This window comes from Vibrio sp. 10N.247.311.12 (genome assembly GCF_041467515.1).
Taxonomy (GTDB): domain Bacteria; phylum Pseudomonadota; class Gammaproteobacteria; order Enterobacterales; family Vibrionaceae; genus Vibrio; species Vibrio crassostreae_C.
On record NZ_JBFSUV010000039.1, the window covers coordinates 1 to 15,388 of the forward strand.

At 43.9% G+C, this 15,388-nt stretch carries 11 protein-coding genes; 8 read left to right on the forward strand and 3 right to left on the reverse strand.

Going from position 1 to position 15,388, the window contains the following annotated elements:
- Positions 1-82: 82 nt before the first annotated feature.
- A complete protein-coding gene (locus tag AB6E30_RS16525) occupies positions 83-1,342 on the reverse strand; it encodes an adenylosuccinate synthase (protein WP_372104453.1) in 1,260 nt (419 codons plus the stop codon).
- A gap of 283 nt (positions 1,343-1,625) precedes the next feature.
- Between AB6E30_RS16525 and AB6E30_RS16530 the strand changes: the two genes are divergently transcribed.
- The 4 genes from AB6E30_RS16530 to AB6E30_RS16545 all read left to right on the forward strand — a co-directional run bounded on the left by AB6E30_RS16530 (position 1,626) and on the right by AB6E30_RS16545 (position 6,507).
- Complete coding sequence (locus AB6E30_RS16530; protein WP_017059183.1) at positions 1,626-2,498, forward strand: LysR family transcriptional regulator; 873 nt, start codon at positions 1,626-1,628, stop codon at positions 2,496-2,498.
- A 276-nt stretch (positions 2,499-2,774) separates the two neighbouring features.
- Entirely contained in the window at positions 2,775-3,770 is a 996-nt protein-coding gene (gene dmeF, locus AB6E30_RS16535; RefSeq protein ID WP_372104456.1) for a CDF family Co(II)/Ni(II) efflux transporter DmeF, read from the forward strand.
- Positions 3,748-4,164: a MarR family winged helix-turn-helix transcriptional regulator gene (locus AB6E30_RS16540; RefSeq protein ID WP_017059185.1), complete on the forward strand. Its 417-nt coding sequence runs from the start codon at positions 3,748-3,750 to the stop codon at positions 4,162-4,164. The genes dmeF and AB6E30_RS16540 overlap by 23 nt, the downstream gene beginning before the upstream one ends.
- 618 nt (positions 4,165-4,782) lie before the next feature.
- Positions 4,783-6,507 (forward strand): methyl-accepting chemotaxis protein, encoded by a 1,725-nt coding sequence (locus AB6E30_RS16545; RefSeq protein ID WP_372104525.1) that lies wholly within the window; start codon positions 4,783-4,785, stop codon positions 6,505-6,507.
- Positions 6,508-6,652: 145 nt separating this feature from the next.
- Here the strand turns inward: AB6E30_RS16545 and AB6E30_RS16550 are convergent, their stop codons facing one another.
- Positions 6,653-6,892: a PAS factor family protein gene (locus AB6E30_RS16550; RefSeq protein WP_004733935.1), complete on the reverse strand. Its 240-nt coding sequence runs from the start codon at positions 6,890-6,892 to the stop codon at positions 6,653-6,655.
- A gap of 239 nt (positions 6,893-7,131) precedes the next feature.
- Here AB6E30_RS16550 and AB6E30_RS16555 point away from each other — a divergent pair, with 239 nt between their 5' ends.
- The 4 genes from AB6E30_RS16555 to AB6E30_RS16570 all read left to right on the forward strand — a co-directional run bounded on the left by AB6E30_RS16555 (position 7,132) and on the right by AB6E30_RS16570 (position 14,184).
- A complete protein-coding gene (locus tag AB6E30_RS16555; RefSeq protein WP_372104459.1) occupies positions 7,132-8,130 on the forward strand; it encodes a DHH family phosphoesterase in 999 nt (332 codons plus the stop codon).
- 487 nt (positions 8,131-8,617) lie between these two features.
- The gene (locus tag AB6E30_RS16560; RefSeq protein ID WP_372104461.1) at positions 8,618-10,807 is read left to right on the forward strand and encodes an immunoglobulin-like domain-containing protein; all 2,190 of its coding nucleotides are present in this window, start codon (positions 8,618-8,620) and stop codon (positions 10,805-10,807) included.
- Between the two features lie 229 nt (positions 10,808-11,036).
- A complete protein-coding gene (locus tag AB6E30_RS16565; protein ID WP_017059189.1) occupies positions 11,037-11,957 on the forward strand; it encodes a LysR family transcriptional regulator in 921 nt (306 codons plus the stop codon).
- Positions 11,958-12,138: 181 nt separating this feature from the next.
- Positions 12,139-14,184 (forward strand): TonB-dependent receptor domain-containing protein, encoded by a 2,046-nt coding sequence (locus tag AB6E30_RS16570; protein ID WP_372104464.1) that lies wholly within the window; start codon positions 12,139-12,141, stop codon positions 14,182-14,184.
- Positions 14,185-14,313: 129 nt separating this feature from the next.
- Here the strand turns inward: AB6E30_RS16570 and AB6E30_RS16575 are convergent, their stop codons facing one another.
- On the reverse strand, positions 14,314-15,057 hold the full coding sequence (locus tag AB6E30_RS16575; RefSeq protein ID WP_102321012.1) for a class I SAM-dependent methyltransferase: 744 nt from the start codon (positions 15,055-15,057) through the stop codon (positions 14,314-14,316).
- Between the last annotated feature and the right edge of the window lie 331 nt (positions 15,058-15,388).

Consider the following 15,388-nt stretch of genomic DNA (forward strand, 5'->3'; position numbering starts at 1 on the left):
TTTATCGCCCAAACTGGTTAAATTTTAACAGTGACATCTACCCTGCCAGATAGGGTAGATGTAGATGTAGTAGTCTTCTCAACTAAGCTCGAATGATCATTTGCTCGCGCTCTGGACCTACCGATACCATCACGATTGGCACACCCATCAGCTCTTCGATACGAGTAACGTAATCTTGCGCTGCTTGAGGAAGGCTCTCAAACGTGCGGCAACCCGTGATGTCTTCATCCCAGCCAGCCATATCTTCATATACGGGCTTTAGCTCAGCCGTTTGTGGCCAAATCGGGTTCTCAGTATGTTCACCTGAGTAAGCGGTACAGATTTTAAGTTCAGACAAACCAGACAGGCAATCGATCTTAGTCAGTGCTATTTCCGTTGCAGCTTGTAGGTCAACACCGTTGCGAGTTGCCACTGCATCAAAGTAACCCATGTCACGTGGGCGGCCTGTTGTTGCGCCGTATTCGTTAGAGCTTTCGCGGAAGCTATCTTGTTCTTCCATTGCAGTTACTAGCGTGCCAGTACCAACAGACGAGCTGAATGATTTAGCAACAGCGATAACACGTTCAGGACGAAGTGCAGGTAAACCGCTACCAATGCCAGCATAAGCTGCGGTTACATTCGAAGATGTTGTCCAAGGGTATTCACCGTAGACAAGGTCGCGACCTGCGCCTAACTGAGCTTCAAACAGTAGGTTTGCGTCTTGCGATTGTAGTGCTTTTAGCGGCTCAGTTACGTTGCAGATGAACGGGCGCCACGCTTTAGTTACTTCAAGTAGCCATTCTGTCATTTCAGAAGCTGTCTGAGTGAAATCACATTGAGGGTATAGAGCCTTCAGTTGAGGCATCTTCCAATCAAGTAGGAATTGAATACGCTGCTCTAAAATTTCAGGTTGATTCAGCCAACCGACAAGAATGCCTTTCTTCATTACACGATCGCCGTACGCTGGTGCAATGCCTTGACGTGTAGAGCCGTAAGCGCCATCGCCCAAACGCTCTTCTTCAAGCGTATCTTCAAGAGCATGTAAAGGGAGACACAGTGTCGCACGATCTGAGATCGCCATTTTCACTTTGATGCCAGCCTCTTGAACTTCTGCAATCTCTTCAGTTAGCGCAGCAGGGCTGATCACCATGCCAGGGCCAAGAACCGCCGTACAATTAGGATTAAAAATACCACTAGGTAGTTGGTGCAGTTTGAATGTACCGAAGTCATTTACCACAGTATGACCTGCATTGTTTCCGCCTTGGAAACGAATGCTAGCAGAAGCTTGGTCTGCTAAAAAATCGACGATGCGGCCTTTGCCTTCATCACCCCAGTTTGCGCCCACAACAACGATAGATGGCATAATTTTTCTCCTAACTGATTGAGAAATCATGTTAGGCCGACAAAGTGGATAAGAGAAATTAATTATCTTTATTATCTTGATAAGGATTTCATATATCCTTAAAGTCTTAACCTACAAACGAGATTCCCTATCACCTTCCTTTCTCACTGTAGGGAATGACGATATTTAGTAGAGAAACTTCAAAATAACCGTCATTCCAGAACCGAGGAACGAGGTATCAGGAATCTCAAACGGGGCATTCTTTACTTTTAGGGAATGATATTAGTGACACGAGAGAGAGGACATGATGCTCGATATTAATTTGTTGAAGACGTTTGTGACGCTTGCGGAGTACAAGCATTTTGGGAAAGCGGCCAATGCACTGCACATGACACAACCCAATGTGAGTTTGCACCTAAAACAACTGGAACAACAAACACGCATAAAGTTGATAGAGAGAAGCCCTTTTCAATTGACTCAAGCGGGTGAACGGCTATTGGAAACAAGCCAAAGAACGCTACTCGAACTGCAGATTTGTCAGGCCGATCTCAATGCCATTAACGACCTTAAAATAGGGACGTTAACCATTGCCGTAAGTGACATCATTTCTCGATTTTTGCTAATTCGTCCGTTCCAGAAGTTCAAAGCGCAGTATCCCGGTATTGACCTTACGCTCTTGAATACCACGTCATCTCAGGCATCGAATTTAGTTAAAAATGCTCAAGCGGATATTGGTTTTGTTATCGCCAAAGAGCAGCACAACGAGTCTTTGTATTTCACTAAGCTGCAAGAGCTTTCTTGGTGTGCGCTTGGCGATGGGTTTGATATCCGAGACTCTGATGCAGAGCTCACTTTGATTCTACTAGGTCATGATACGAGAACGCGTGACTTTATTGATGAAGGTTTACCAAGCCTTAATCTACCTAATTATAGGGTGATGGAAGTAGGGAGTGTCGATGCTCAAATCGACTGGGCAGAAGCGGGATTTGGTGTGGCTATTGTCCCGGAGTTTGCGGTATCAACCAAGCAGCACCTGCATTCGAAAGTGACACCATTGACCAACTTCTCGAGCACCAGTCTTGGTTATATTGTTCGGCAGAACCAAGTCTTGTCGAAAGCAACCAAGCAGCTGTTAGGTTGGGTGAATGATGAGATTATTTCATTGCAAAACAAATAAATACAATCATTGAGTTTGACTCAATCAGCCCACCTCGAGTGGGCTTTTTTGTCCCTGGAAAGCCTCGTTTTTACTGAATCAATAATCTTTGGAACAAACTAGCGCTCACCATCAACTATTCGTCCCGCAAATCAGAGTTTCAAAATTCATCGTTGACAAAGTTTGATAATCAAACTAAATTTCAAATTATTACTTTGATTGTCAAATTACTTGTCAATCAAAGGGCTTTTATTTGCAACGATCATCTAACCACAAACACAAGCTAAGGACGCCATTTTGAGTTTTCCAACACGTCACCAACACAACTTTTCTTCACATAACAGTCAAGGTGAGAAACGCACGTTCTATGTCCTGTTATTGACCGTCGTTACCATGGTTGTCGAAATTGTTGCAGGTACTATTTACGGCTCGATGGCATTGCTTGCCGATGGTTGGCACATGGGGACGCACGCCGCAGCGTTTGGTATCACCTTATTTGCATACCGTTATGCGAAGAAACATGCCGAGAGCGAACGTTTCTCTTTCGGTACTGGCAAAGTCAGCGTGTTAGGGGGCTACACCAGCGCGATTGCATTGGGGATTGTGGCATTGTTGATGCTGGTGGAATCAGTACATCGTTTTTTAAACCCACAAGCGATTCAGTTCAATGAAGCGATCATCGTTGCTTGTATTGGTTTAACTGTGAATGTGGTGAGTATGTTTTTACTTGGCGATCACCATCATGATCACGGACACGAGCATGGTCACAATCATAGTAAGAATCACGGTCATTCACATAGCCATGAGCACGACAGCGACCATGGTCATAAACATGGCGAGCATCACGGACACCATCATGATCACAACCTACGCGCAGCCTACATGCATGTGTTGGCGGATACTCTAACTTCGCTGCTTGCGATTGTTGCGCTGCTATTTGGTAAGTTTTACGGTTGGAACTGGTTAGATGCAGCAATGGGAATGGTTGGCGCATTCGTGATTGCTAAGTGGACGATGAACCTTATGAAACAAACCAGCCCAATCCTGCTGGATGAGAATATCGACCAAGATTATCGTGACTCAGTGACCAAAACCTTAACGCCTTATGCGTCGGTCACCGATTTCCATATGTGGAAGGTGAGTGGGCATCACTATTCAGCAGCGATTACTCTTGAATCAAACAGTGATAAAACCGTCTCTGAATATAAACAAATGCTCGCCAAGTTTGATAAGATTAATCATCTTACTCTTGAAGTGCATTCAAACGACCATGCGAAATATAGAACAGCTTAACCAAATACTGACTGAGTTCTACGATAAAATGTCTTCGTGGGAGCAGTCTGTTGTCAAAGAGACGGGTTATTCCCTGGCTCAAGTACACACCATTGAAGTACTTGGTATGCATGGTGCGTTAAGAATGAAAGAGCTCGCTGAAAAGTTGGGTATTACCACGGGTACACTTACTGTTCAAATAGAAAAGTTGGTTAAAGCTGAATTGATTGAGCGCCATGAACACCCAACAGATCGTCGTGCGATTGTGGTTGCCTTGACGGATGAAGGGCAGAAGATACACGTTCACCACAATCAGCTTCACTTGAATTTGGTTAATGAGCTGACGCAAGATATCGAAGAAGACGAGAAAGCGGTGTTATTGAAGTGCCTAACCAAGATGGTAAAAGCGTTTTAGCCAGCCTTGAATTCGCACCTAACTCTTTAGCTGCAAAGCGATTGACTAGAAAATCAAAAGATGGACCTGACTCGAATTGAGTAGGTCCATTTTTTTCGCCGTTTACGCTCTACTGTACAATCATCAATAGACGGATTCACTGTTTAAAAACCAAGTCAAAACCTCCAATATTGCGCTTCGCTCGTGCTCTTCTGGAGAGCCAAAAAAATGTCATCATAAATAATGCATCCAAATGTGCGTCAAAGTCTTTTAATTCAATGCCTTGTACACCATGATATTCAAGCAATTTATGTTCCGTCAAATAGCTGTCTCTCACTTTTATCATTCAACTAATGTACATGTATTCAATTTGTGTTATTGATGCTTTTATCTTTAGTGAAAGGATTCATTCTCTGTTTGAATACCATTGAGAATGTCACTGCTGGTGGGCTGAACAGTCGCTAGATTTAGTGCTCATTACTGATACAAAAAATATAACAATAATCAGGTCGCGCAAGTTGGATATCCATTCTTTGATGCGATTTATTTAGATACTCATAGTTAATTTAGTAAAGACGAGCCACGTATATGAATATAAAGAAAAAGCTCTATTCGTTGGGGATGTTCTCCATCTTCGGCATGATTTCACTGCTGTTTACCACATCACAATTTGCAGACACCACCGCTCAAATGAGCGAAGCCAAACAAATCACCAAAGAACTTGAAGTGCGACTAATCAATCTTCGCCGTAACGAGAAAGATTTCTTACTGCGTAGCGATATGAAATACCTCGCCAAGTTCGACGTAAACTACAACAAATTCTTAGCGTCTGAATCTGAGCTAGATACAGTGCTCAGTGATTTAGGCTTAGCCAACAGCACACACCTACGTGAAGACATCGAAACTTACCACACCAGCTTTGTTAACCTAGTTAAAGCGAGCGAAGTCTATGGGCTAGCACGCGACAAAGGCATGCTAGGCGAGTTTCATGTTTTGCTCGATAACATCAGCGCGACAGCCAGTGCTGAACAAAAAATCGAGCTTTACCTGTTCAATGACTTAATTGAGAAGGGGGAGTTTGACCCGAGTGTTCTTTCTATAACTTCAAATATGAGTAGCTCAGCTGCTTTGATTGACGCTGCTCGCCAAGTGGTTGAGCAAAAGCGAGTGATTGGCTTGAAGCACAACGAAGGTCTGCTTGGGCAAGCTCGCTCGGGTTCTCATGCTATCGAAACTCAATTTAAAGAGTTCTCCGCGGTGCTAGACCAACAAACGCAGCAAGAGATGGACAAGCTATCGCTGATCAACAACATCCTTTGCGTCACGCTACTCGTGTCGATCATTCTGTTCAGCTGGTTAATCGTCCGTTCTATCATTGGTAAAATTGAGTCACTGCTTTCGGTGATTCGTAACATCGTTGATTCTAACGACGTGTCTATTCGTTCGCACCTAGATGGCAAAGACGAACTCAGCACTTTAGGCCAATACTTCAACCAACTGTTGGATCAACTGGAAGGGCTTATCGCTGCCTCTCAATCTAAGTCACTGCAACTGACACAAAGCACATCGAACATGCATGATGAGCTAGAGTCAGTAATCAAACAGTTTGAAGTTCAAGCAAATCACACATCTACAATGACAACGTCAGTTCAAGAGATGGTACTCACCATTGGCGAGATCTCTGAAAGCACATCGGTTGCCGCTGAAGGTGTACATCAAGCGAAAGTGAATGCCGATAAAGGCCGTGAAGTGGTGGTTGAAACCATCAGCAACATCACCCAGTTGTCTGAACGTCTTTCAAGCAGCCAAGATTCGATCAGTTCACTGAACCATCATGTTGACCAGATCGGCGATGCAGTAAACATCATCCAAGGCATTGCAGAACAAACTAACCTATTGGCATTGAACGCAGCAATTGAAGCAGCACGTGCGGGTGAACAAGGTCGTGGCTTTGCGGTAGTTGCCGATGAAGTACGCGCACTAGCAAGCAGAACGCATCAATCGACCACAGAGATAACTTCAGTGGTGAGTGCAATTCAAAGCCAGATGCAGGCGTCGATGGCAGAGATTGGCGAGTGTAATCAACAAGGTCAACTAACGCTGAAAGATTCGGAAGAGCTGGATGCGAGCTTGCAACTTATCTTGAGCGACATGGAAAGCATCCAAGGTAATTCAGAACGTATTGCTTCAGCGATTGAAGAGCAGGGCGCAGTAATGGCGCAAGTGAGTGACTCAATTACTGAGCTGAACACTATCTCGAACGACAATAACGCTTCGGCGCAGCATTGCTTAGTTGAAGTGGACAAGGTAGCAGAGCAAGCGAACGATATGGACCAAGCGGTCGCGCAGTTCAAGACTTCATAAACAACATAGAACTTACTAAAACAAAAGGCGTGGATCATCTACGCCTTTTTTGTGCCTGAAATTCAAATAGATAAATGACGAGAATAAAAAAACGGCCCGATCTGGGGGAAGATCTGGGCCGTTATATTACGTATTAAAGGGGGGACTACTTATTTCGGCCTTCCAGCACATCCAGTGCCAGTTCAACCGCTTTATCAATATTGTCGCATCCCGCTAACTTACCTGAGCTGATAGGACCAAGCACATTAGCGTATAACGAGAGCTGCTTGTTAAATGGCAGGCTCAACTGCTCATATAAACGCTGGCGAATCTCGGCATGTTGCTCAGGAGCATGAGCAGCAAGGCTTTTCAAAGTGTCATAAACAAGAGTGGTGGTAGTGTTCATTCGTCTCTTTATCATTAAGTGGGAGGCGCTTATTTTATAATCTTTTCGTATTCTTTTACTGTGACATAAGTCATACAATATTATTAATGTGTTTATCTTTTCAATCTAATGAGAATAAGGCATTCCAAAATAGACTTAAGTATCTGTGAAATATAACTAAAATAATGACAGACTATCGAACACACAAACGAATTGGCGCGTTTCTGGCAAACGGTTAAATCTATAGTAAAAGGAACAACATGCACTACGACGTATTCAACGGAGACGCAGATGGCATAATCGCGTTGTTACAGCTGCGATTAAGTGAGCCAAGAGAGAGCGTGCTCATTACTGGTGTTAAGCGTGATATTAAGTTGGTCTCTCAAGTTGTTACTCAAACTATGGAGCCGGGTAAGCAAGGTGATGTTTCTTCCGTTACCGTTTTAGATGTATCGATGGAGAAAAACCTGCCTGCACTGCACTCACTGCTAGACGCAAACATCAATGTATTTTATTGCGATCACCACCGAACAGGGGATGTCCCAACTTCTAGTCATTTAGATACTCTGATTGATACCGCGCCAGAGAGCTGCACGAGCTTGCTGATTAACCAGAAGCTGAATGGTGCGCATGTGGCTTGGGCAATCGCAGCTGCCTTTGGCGACAATCTAAAAACGGTGGCGGCGCGGCTAGCGGATGAAAATGGATTCGCTCAATCTCAAACAGAGTTTTTAGAAGAGCTAGGTACCTTGGTTAACTACAATGGTTACGGTTCTTCATTAAGCGATTTGCATTTCACGCCAATTGAGCTCTACCAAACCCTTTATCAATACCCGAACCCATTTGACCTTTTAGATGATAAAAACTCTGTGTTTTATCGACTACGAGCTGCTTATCAAAATGATCGTCAACAGCTATCAAATCTTGCTCCTGTTTATGAAAGTGAAGTAGCACGCGTGTTTGAACTGCCAGGTGAGACGTGGGCAAGGCGCATCAGTGGTGTATTTGGTAATGAAATCGTTAATCAAGATCCAAACCGAGCGCAAGCAGTATTAACGAAAAACCAAGACGGCGAGTCTTACACGGTGAGCTTACGTGCGCCATTATCAAATAGAACGGGTGCAGACGAAATTTGCTCAAGTTTTGCGACTGGCGGAGGAAGAAAAGCAGCGGCTGGAATTAATCAACTTAATGAACTTGATAAGGTGAATTTTATTTCACTATTGGATGTATATTATTCACCCGGTACTGAGGGTTAGTCGAAAAACTCCCGAGGTATACATTCAAAATTCTACAAATTCTTGCTCCTATATTCCGTTATACGTGTGTATTGCTAGCACATGTGTGATGGCTATATCCAGGCTGCTTTAGTGATATCACTCGCAATGGTATCTGGTCTTAGGTCAGTAATTACGGCGTATTTGGGGTGATTTTTGCCGATTTAAAGTTTATTTTTTCCTATCGGTGATTTTTTATATTTTTGGTTAATTATCTTAGTGAATTAAGATTGATTAAGTATTTTCATGGTCAATGTATTCGACCGAAAATAACAGTTTTTAGCATTTCAATTTGAATGAAAAGTCAAAGTCATATTGATTCTGATATTCAATCTGTGACTTAAAATCACAAGTTAAATCAAAGGTCATCTTTTCCTAAAAATTCCATTACTTTTCTATAAATATTCATGATTACAATGAATTGGTTCGGTTGTGATTGGCACAGCTGTTAAGTAAGGAAGTGGGACTAATGTTGAAACGTAAAGCTCTACAATTAGCAGTATCGCTCGGCATGGCGGCAATGTCTGGCGCTGTTTATGCGAATGGTTCAGATATGACGAATCCAGACTCTGGCGTCGTGGTTGGCTATTGGCATAACTGGTGTGACGGTGGCGGCTACCAAGGTGGTAATGCGCCATGTGTGACGTTGGATGAAGTGAACCCAATGTACAACATCGTGAATGTGTCATTCATGAAGGTTTACGATGTGGCTGATGGTCGAATCCCAACTTTTAAACTGGACCCAACCATTGGGCTTTCAGAAGAACAATTTATTGACCAAATCTCGGAACTCAACAAGCAAGGTCGCTCTGTACTGTTGGCTTTGGGTGGTGCTGATGCACACGTAGAGCTAGAAACCGGTGATGAAAGAGCCTTTGCTGATGAGATTATCCGTCTTACCGAGCGTTACGGCTTCGATGGCCTAGATATTGACCTTGAACAAGCAGCCGTAACCGCCGCAAACAACCAAACCGTGATTCCAGATGCACTTAAGCTGGTGAAAGACCACTACCGCGCAGAAGGTAAAAACTTCCTTATTACAATGGCGCCTGAGTTCCCGTATCTAACGACTGGCGGTAAGTACGTTCCTTATATCGATAATCTAGAAGGCTACTACGACTGGATTAACCCACAATTTTACAACCAAGGTGGCGATGGTATCTGGGTTGAAGGCGTGGGTTGGATTGCTCAAAACAACGATGCGTTAAAAGAAGAATTCATCTACTACATTTCTGATTCTCTTATCAACGGAACGCGTGGCTTCCACAAGATCCCACATGACAAGCTCGTGTTTGGTATTCCTTCAAGCATCGATGCTGCAGCAACCGGTTTTGTACAAGAGCCACAAGATTTATACGACGCATTTGATAGCCTAACGGCGCAAGGTCAACCGCTACGTGGTGTGATGACTTGGTCTATCAACTGGGACATGGGCACCAACAAAAACGGCCAACAATACAACGAGCAGTTCATTAAAGACTACGGCCCGTTTGTACACGGTCAGGTAACGCCACCACCAGTCGAGGGCGAGCCCGTTCTTAAAGGTGTCGAAAATACGCGTGTTCTTCACGGCACAACGTTTGATCCTATGGATGGCGTGACGGCAACAGACAAAGAAGACGGCGATCTAACGTCATCAATCGATGTTGAAGGTTACGTTGAAACCAGTGTTATTGGCACTTACGTTTTGACTTACCGAGTGAAAGACAGCGATAACAACGAAACCACTAAAGCGAGAACGGTAGAGGTTTACAGCCAGAAGCCAGTATTTAATGGCGTATCTGACACAACAGTTGTGTTGGGTACTGCATTTGATGCTATGGCAGGCGTGACGGCGAATGATGCTGAAGATGGCGACCTGACAAGCACTATTACACACACTGGCAGTGTCGATGTAAATGAAATCGGCAACTACACACTTGTGTATAGCGTGACAGACAGCGCGAACCAAACCGTAACCGTTGACCGTAAAGTGTCTGTAACTGATGGTTCTAACTGTGCTGCTGCATGGGATGCCGACACCGTTTATGTTGAAGGTGACCAAGTATCTCATGACGGTTCAACGTGGGGAGCAGGTTGGTACACTCGCGGCGAAGAGCCAGGAACAACAGGTGAGTGGGGCGTTTGGAGAAAAGTTTCAGACTCTTCATGTGGTGGTAACCCAGATCCGGGTGTTGACTTAGAGCTTTCGGTTTCAGGACTTCAATCACAATATGCGCCAGATAACGGCAACGTGCGTTTAGATCTGACACTGACATCAAATGAAGCATTAGATGTTACCGCTATGGTGATCAACAGTGCAGGTACTGTGGTTGAGCAAACTAAGGTTAACGTAACGGACAGCCGTGCTATTACCATCGACTTATACGATGTAGCGGAAGGGCAATATGCACTTGAAGTAGTCGGTAAAGCATCTGACGGTGAAATGGTGATGGTAAACGATTCGTTCGCTGTTAAAGACGGTGGCGGAACAACACCTCCTCCAGGTGATTACCCTCCATATGAAGCGGGCACAAACTACGCAGCGGGTGACATTGTGGTCGGCAGCGATAATGGCTTGTACGAATGTAAGCCTTGGCCATACACGGCATGGTGTGCAAGCGCGTCTTACGCTCCAGCAGATAGCCAATACTGGCAAGATGCTTGGACAAAGCTGTAGTCTGATAGCTCAACGCTAGCAATATAAAGTAGACGATCAAAGAGAGGCCATTGTGCCTCTCTTTTTTATGTTTAAACAGTTCTGACTTAGAGCTTTAAAACCCACTTAACCTTAAACTCTGCTCTGCATATTGCTCTAGATCAAAATAGGAGTGATTATCAATTGTATTACATGTTAAGAAATAGCACTATGCGCACATTGAATTTTATATATTGTTAATATTTGCATAATGAATCTTGCTCAAGTCGACCTCAATCTACTCGTTATTCTTAAACACCTTCTTGAAGAGAAGCACGTTTCCAACACGGCATTGGCGCTGGATATGAGCCAACCTACGGTGAGCCGATCTCTGCAAAAACTGCGTACCGTTTTCAATGATGATCTATTGGTGCGAGCGGCTTATGGCTATGAGTTAACGCCAAAAGCAGAAGCCATTAAGCAAGATCTCAATTCGGTACTGACACGTTTAGAAAAGCTGGTACATGGCGATGTATTCGAACCGCAAAGCAGTGACAGTACGGTTCGCTTCTTTGGTTTAGTGCCTAATGTCGCGCACTTGCTGCCCAAGGTAGTTGCGGAGATACGTCAACAAGCGCCAAACATGACTGTTGATATCGACTCGATTCCTAAACGACACTTTGAGCCTCTGTTATCCGGTGATGCGCACTTTGTGTTGTCGACCCACGAGCCGTTAAGTTCAGAGCAAAATTTGTATCGAATGTTCGTGATTAGCCGCGATTACCGTTTGCTGATGAGTAAAAAACATCCTTTGGCGGACAAAGAGATCACGGTTGATGACTTGTTGAATAGCCAACTTGGTCAAATCTCACTGCAAGGGGATAAGAAGCTCTCGATCGAAAGTCGATTTAAAGATCTTGGCTTGATTGATAAGCAGCGCCAGCTGTCCATTCCAATTCAGCTTTCCAATTTTAACGTCGCGCCGGATATGGCAGAAGCAACCGACATCATCTTTCATTTACCGACACCTTTTGCTCAACAAGCCGCTACGCAAAGAGATCTTGTTTGTAAACGCGTGCCTAAAGCGTTGCGCCACCCATCAGAAGACGTCTACTTATACTGGCATAAGCGCTTTCATAACGACCCGATGTGTCGCTGGGTTCGCAATATATTCAAAGAGCTTTATACATAATCCATCTGCAGGGTGAATGAAAATTACGAATACCTATCGAGTTGGATATAGATCTCTTTCATTATTTGAATGGTGAATAACGAGAATCGATTTTTGGTATGAAACTTTCGTTGATAAGAGTGGTAGTTGGTTGTTTAATGCAAACCATTATCATTACCAATCACATATAAGAATGAATATCATGTCTGAGAGATCTCTTTTGATTCGCAAACCTCTTTTGGTTCGTAAACCCCTTTCGATCGCAGTCGCTGTTATTTGTACCTCACTTTCAGCTAACGTGTTGGCGCAAGAAGAAGCGCAAGCAACAGATGAGCAAATGGTTGTTACGGCAACTCGTACCGAGATGGCACTAAAACAAGCGCCAGCTTCAATGTCGGTTATCACCGCGCAAGACATTGAAGACAGCCCTGGTATTACCTTGGCAGACATCGTTGCCGAATCAACGAGTGTTGAGTCTGATTTTGATAGCACACGTGCTGGCCGTCAGATGATCTCTATTCGTGGTATGGATTCAGATTACACTCTTATCATGGTGAACGGTCGTCGTTTAAGCTCTGCAAGTGCCATCATCCGTGGTAACGACTTTGACCTATCAACGATTCCTGCTGATTCGATCGAACGTGTTGAAATAATCCGTGGCCCAATGTCTGCACTTTACGGTTCAGATGGTATGGGCGGTACAATCAACATCATCACTAAGGCTCCAGAAAACGATTGGAGCTCTACACTGAGCATGGACACTTCATCTCCACTTGATGGTGATGGAGGGGAAGAGTATTCGATGGGCTTCACGACATCTGGTGCGTTGATTGAAGACGAGTTGTTTGCTCGCCTTTCTGTTAACCAGACAAGCCGTAACGCTTGGCAACCCTATTCTGGTACGCATAGCTCTGGTTACGATCGTTCAGACATTACTGCGTTAGAAGAAAGAGAGACATTAAGCTTACTCGCGAGCCTGACATGGAATGCAACAGACAACCAAACCATTGATTTCGATTTTGGTTACAGTGACGACGAACGTGAGTCATCTGCGGAAAACGTATCATCTGTGATTGAGTCTGACACACGTGTTGTACGTCAGAGCCAAGCGATCACACATAGTGGTTTTTGGAGCTGGGGTGACACGCAAGTACGTTATTCACGTGAAAATGTGACAGATAATGATGCTGCGAACTCAGATACTAACTATAGCAGTGACATCGAAGAGCTGACTCAAATTGTTGAAGCTTCGGCGACCACTTATCTTGGTGATAGTCACACCGTAACGTTTGGTATGGACTACCAGTTGAGTGAATTAACCAACAAAGAAAACTTAGTCAATGGTACATCTGAAGCTTATCAAGGTGCGTTATTTGTTCAAGACCAATGGTTAATGACGGATCAACTAACGGCAACCATTGGTGGTCGTTTAGATAAGCATGAACTGTACGGTGAAGAGTTCAGCCCACGTGTGTACTTGGTTCATCAAACAACGAATGACCTGATCATCAAGGGTGGTGTGGGTAAAGCATTTAAAGCACCAACATTGACTCAAAATCAGACAGACTACATAGTTAATAGCTGTAAAGGCGTATGTGATTTACATGGTAATGAAGATCTTAAGCCCGAAACCAGCTTGAACTATGAGATCGCTGCGATTTATAGCCAACCTCGTTGGAATGTTGAAGGTGCCTTATTCCGAAATGAAATCAACGACCTAATTGATCGTGATGAAACCTATTGTGAGAACGGCGGAGTGTTTGAATCGGGTAAAGGTTGCGCTGATAGTTCAAGCTCAACTGGCTATGTGAATGGTAAGCGTACTTATACAAACGTATCAGAGGCTGTAGTTCAAGGTGCTGAGCTTACAGGCCAATTCCAAATTACTGATGAATGGGGTGTGTCTGGTAATTACACATTCTTAGACACTGAAGATAAGTCTACTGGTGACGAATTACTTGAGCGTTACAAGCATTCGGGTTTAGTTAAACTGAACTGGAGCCCAACTTACGATCTAAGTACCTTCGTGAGTGCGCGTTACCGTGGTGAACGTCAGATCGAAAGCGATCTAACTCAAGACGCTTACACAACGCTGAACCTAGGTGCTGTCTACAACGTGAATGCTTCAGTACGACTACGTGCAGGTATCACGAACTTAACTGACGAAGCTGTATCACAAGAGCTAGAGAGCATGGGCTATGTTGAAGAGCCACGTACTTACTACGTAGGTATGACAGCGGACTTCTAATTTAGAGTTCAGTAACTGATAGCTTGATACAAAAGAACCCACACTGGCTGATGCTCTAAAAGGAGAATGGCGAGTGTGGGTTCTTTTTTGATCTATAGATTTGGTTTAATTTGCCGTTTATCTATAAATCTAGATTTTGACACATGTGATCAGCGCATTACCGGACTGAGTATCCCAAGGAATCAGCTTGTCGTAATCGTGCTCGAAGATATTAACCTCGAAGTAGGGCTTCAATATCTCGATTAACTCTTTAAACGAGAATGCCACCATTGGGTGTTCATCATTCCACACTTGAGTTTCACCAGCAGTCGTCTTTTCGATGCTAAGCTTTAGCGCTTGCTTATCACCCTGACCAGAGTAATACCAACCAGAACGGAACGTGAAATCGTCTTTGTCTTGGTTTTTTGTGTGTCTAACAAACAGGTCGTTGCTGATCTTGTCTTTATCAACCACGTTAAAACAGAAAATACCTTCTGGCTTTAACGCACGATGCACACTTTCAATACACTCTTTAAGCTTCTCAAGGCCATCGTTGTAATGGATGGAATACAGGAAGCAAGTGATAAGATCGAGTGGTTCCGTGACCTCAAAGTTACTCATGTTTTGTACTGAGAACTTGGCTTCCGGGCAGCGAACTTCTGCGATATCTAACATCGGCTTGTTAAGATCTAGGCCACCGCTTTGGTAACCGAAATCAATAAAATGACGAACGTGTGGGCCAGTGCCACAAGCTAAGTCGAGGTGTGTTTTTCCTTCATTTCCAAAGATTTGATGGAGTCTACGTACGCAGTTACTTTGCGCTTGGTAGTCAATATCTACACACATTAAATCATAGTAACCGGATAGGTCGGTATAGAGTGCGTTGGCGGACATATTTGCCTGCAGCATAAGCTGAAAAATTAGGGTGGCGCATCATATACCGAAATTGGAAAATCGCAATCAAATATTCGATCAATGAAAGCGTTTTATTTTCTAACTTATGGTCGTTTTAAATGAGACCGTTTAAAGGGATGTTTAAGCTGCCAACAACATCAGTACGCGTGTCATCGCTATTCACTTTGCCCTGACTACTTATTCGTTAACTAAAACAGGTGTTGCTCCCTCAATGCAGCGACCATACGGGCTTTGCGGAACGCTTTTATCACGAGACGAGATAGGAAAAATATGGTATCTAGGTAAACCCAGTGTGACATTTATAATTTTA

Excerpts from the sequence above, each read along its gene's own strand:
- AB6E30_RS16530 (WP_017059183.1), top strand. The coding sequence starts at position 1,626 with ATGATGCTCGATATTAATTTGTTGAAGACGTTTGTGACGCTTGCGGAG.
- AB6E30_RS16560 (WP_372104461.1), top strand. The coding sequence starts at position 8,618 with ATGTTGAAACGTAAAGCTCTACAATTAGCAGTATCGCTCGGCATGGCG.
- AB6E30_RS16575 (WP_102321012.1), bottom strand. The coding sequence starts at position 15,057 with ATGTCCGCCAACGCACTCTATACCGACCTATCCGGTTACTATGATTTA.
- AB6E30_RS16555 (WP_372104459.1), top strand. The coding sequence starts at position 7,132 with ATGCACTACGACGTATTCAACGGAGACGCAGATGGCATAATCGCGTTG.
- AB6E30_RS16550 (WP_004733935.1), bottom strand. The coding sequence starts at position 6,892 with ATGAACACTACCACCACTCTTGTTTATGACACTTTGAAAAGCCTTGCT.
- AB6E30_RS16525 (WP_372104453.1), bottom strand. The coding sequence starts at position 1,342 with ATGCCATCTATCGTTGTTGTGGGCGCAAACTGGGGTGATGAAGGCAAA.
- AB6E30_RS16540 (WP_017059185.1), top strand. The coding sequence starts at position 3,748 with ATGCGAAATATAGAACAGCTTAACCAAATACTGACTGAGTTCTACGAT.
- AB6E30_RS16565 (WP_017059189.1), top strand. The coding sequence starts at position 11,037 with ATGAATCTTGCTCAAGTCGACCTCAATCTACTCGTTATTCTTAAACAC.
- AB6E30_RS16570 (WP_372104464.1), top strand. The coding sequence starts at position 12,139 with ATGTCTGAGAGATCTCTTTTGATTCGCAAACCTCTTTTGGTTCGTAAA.
- AB6E30_RS16545 (WP_372104525.1), top strand. The coding sequence starts at position 4,783 with ATGATTTCACTGCTGTTTACCACATCACAATTTGCAGACACCACCGCT.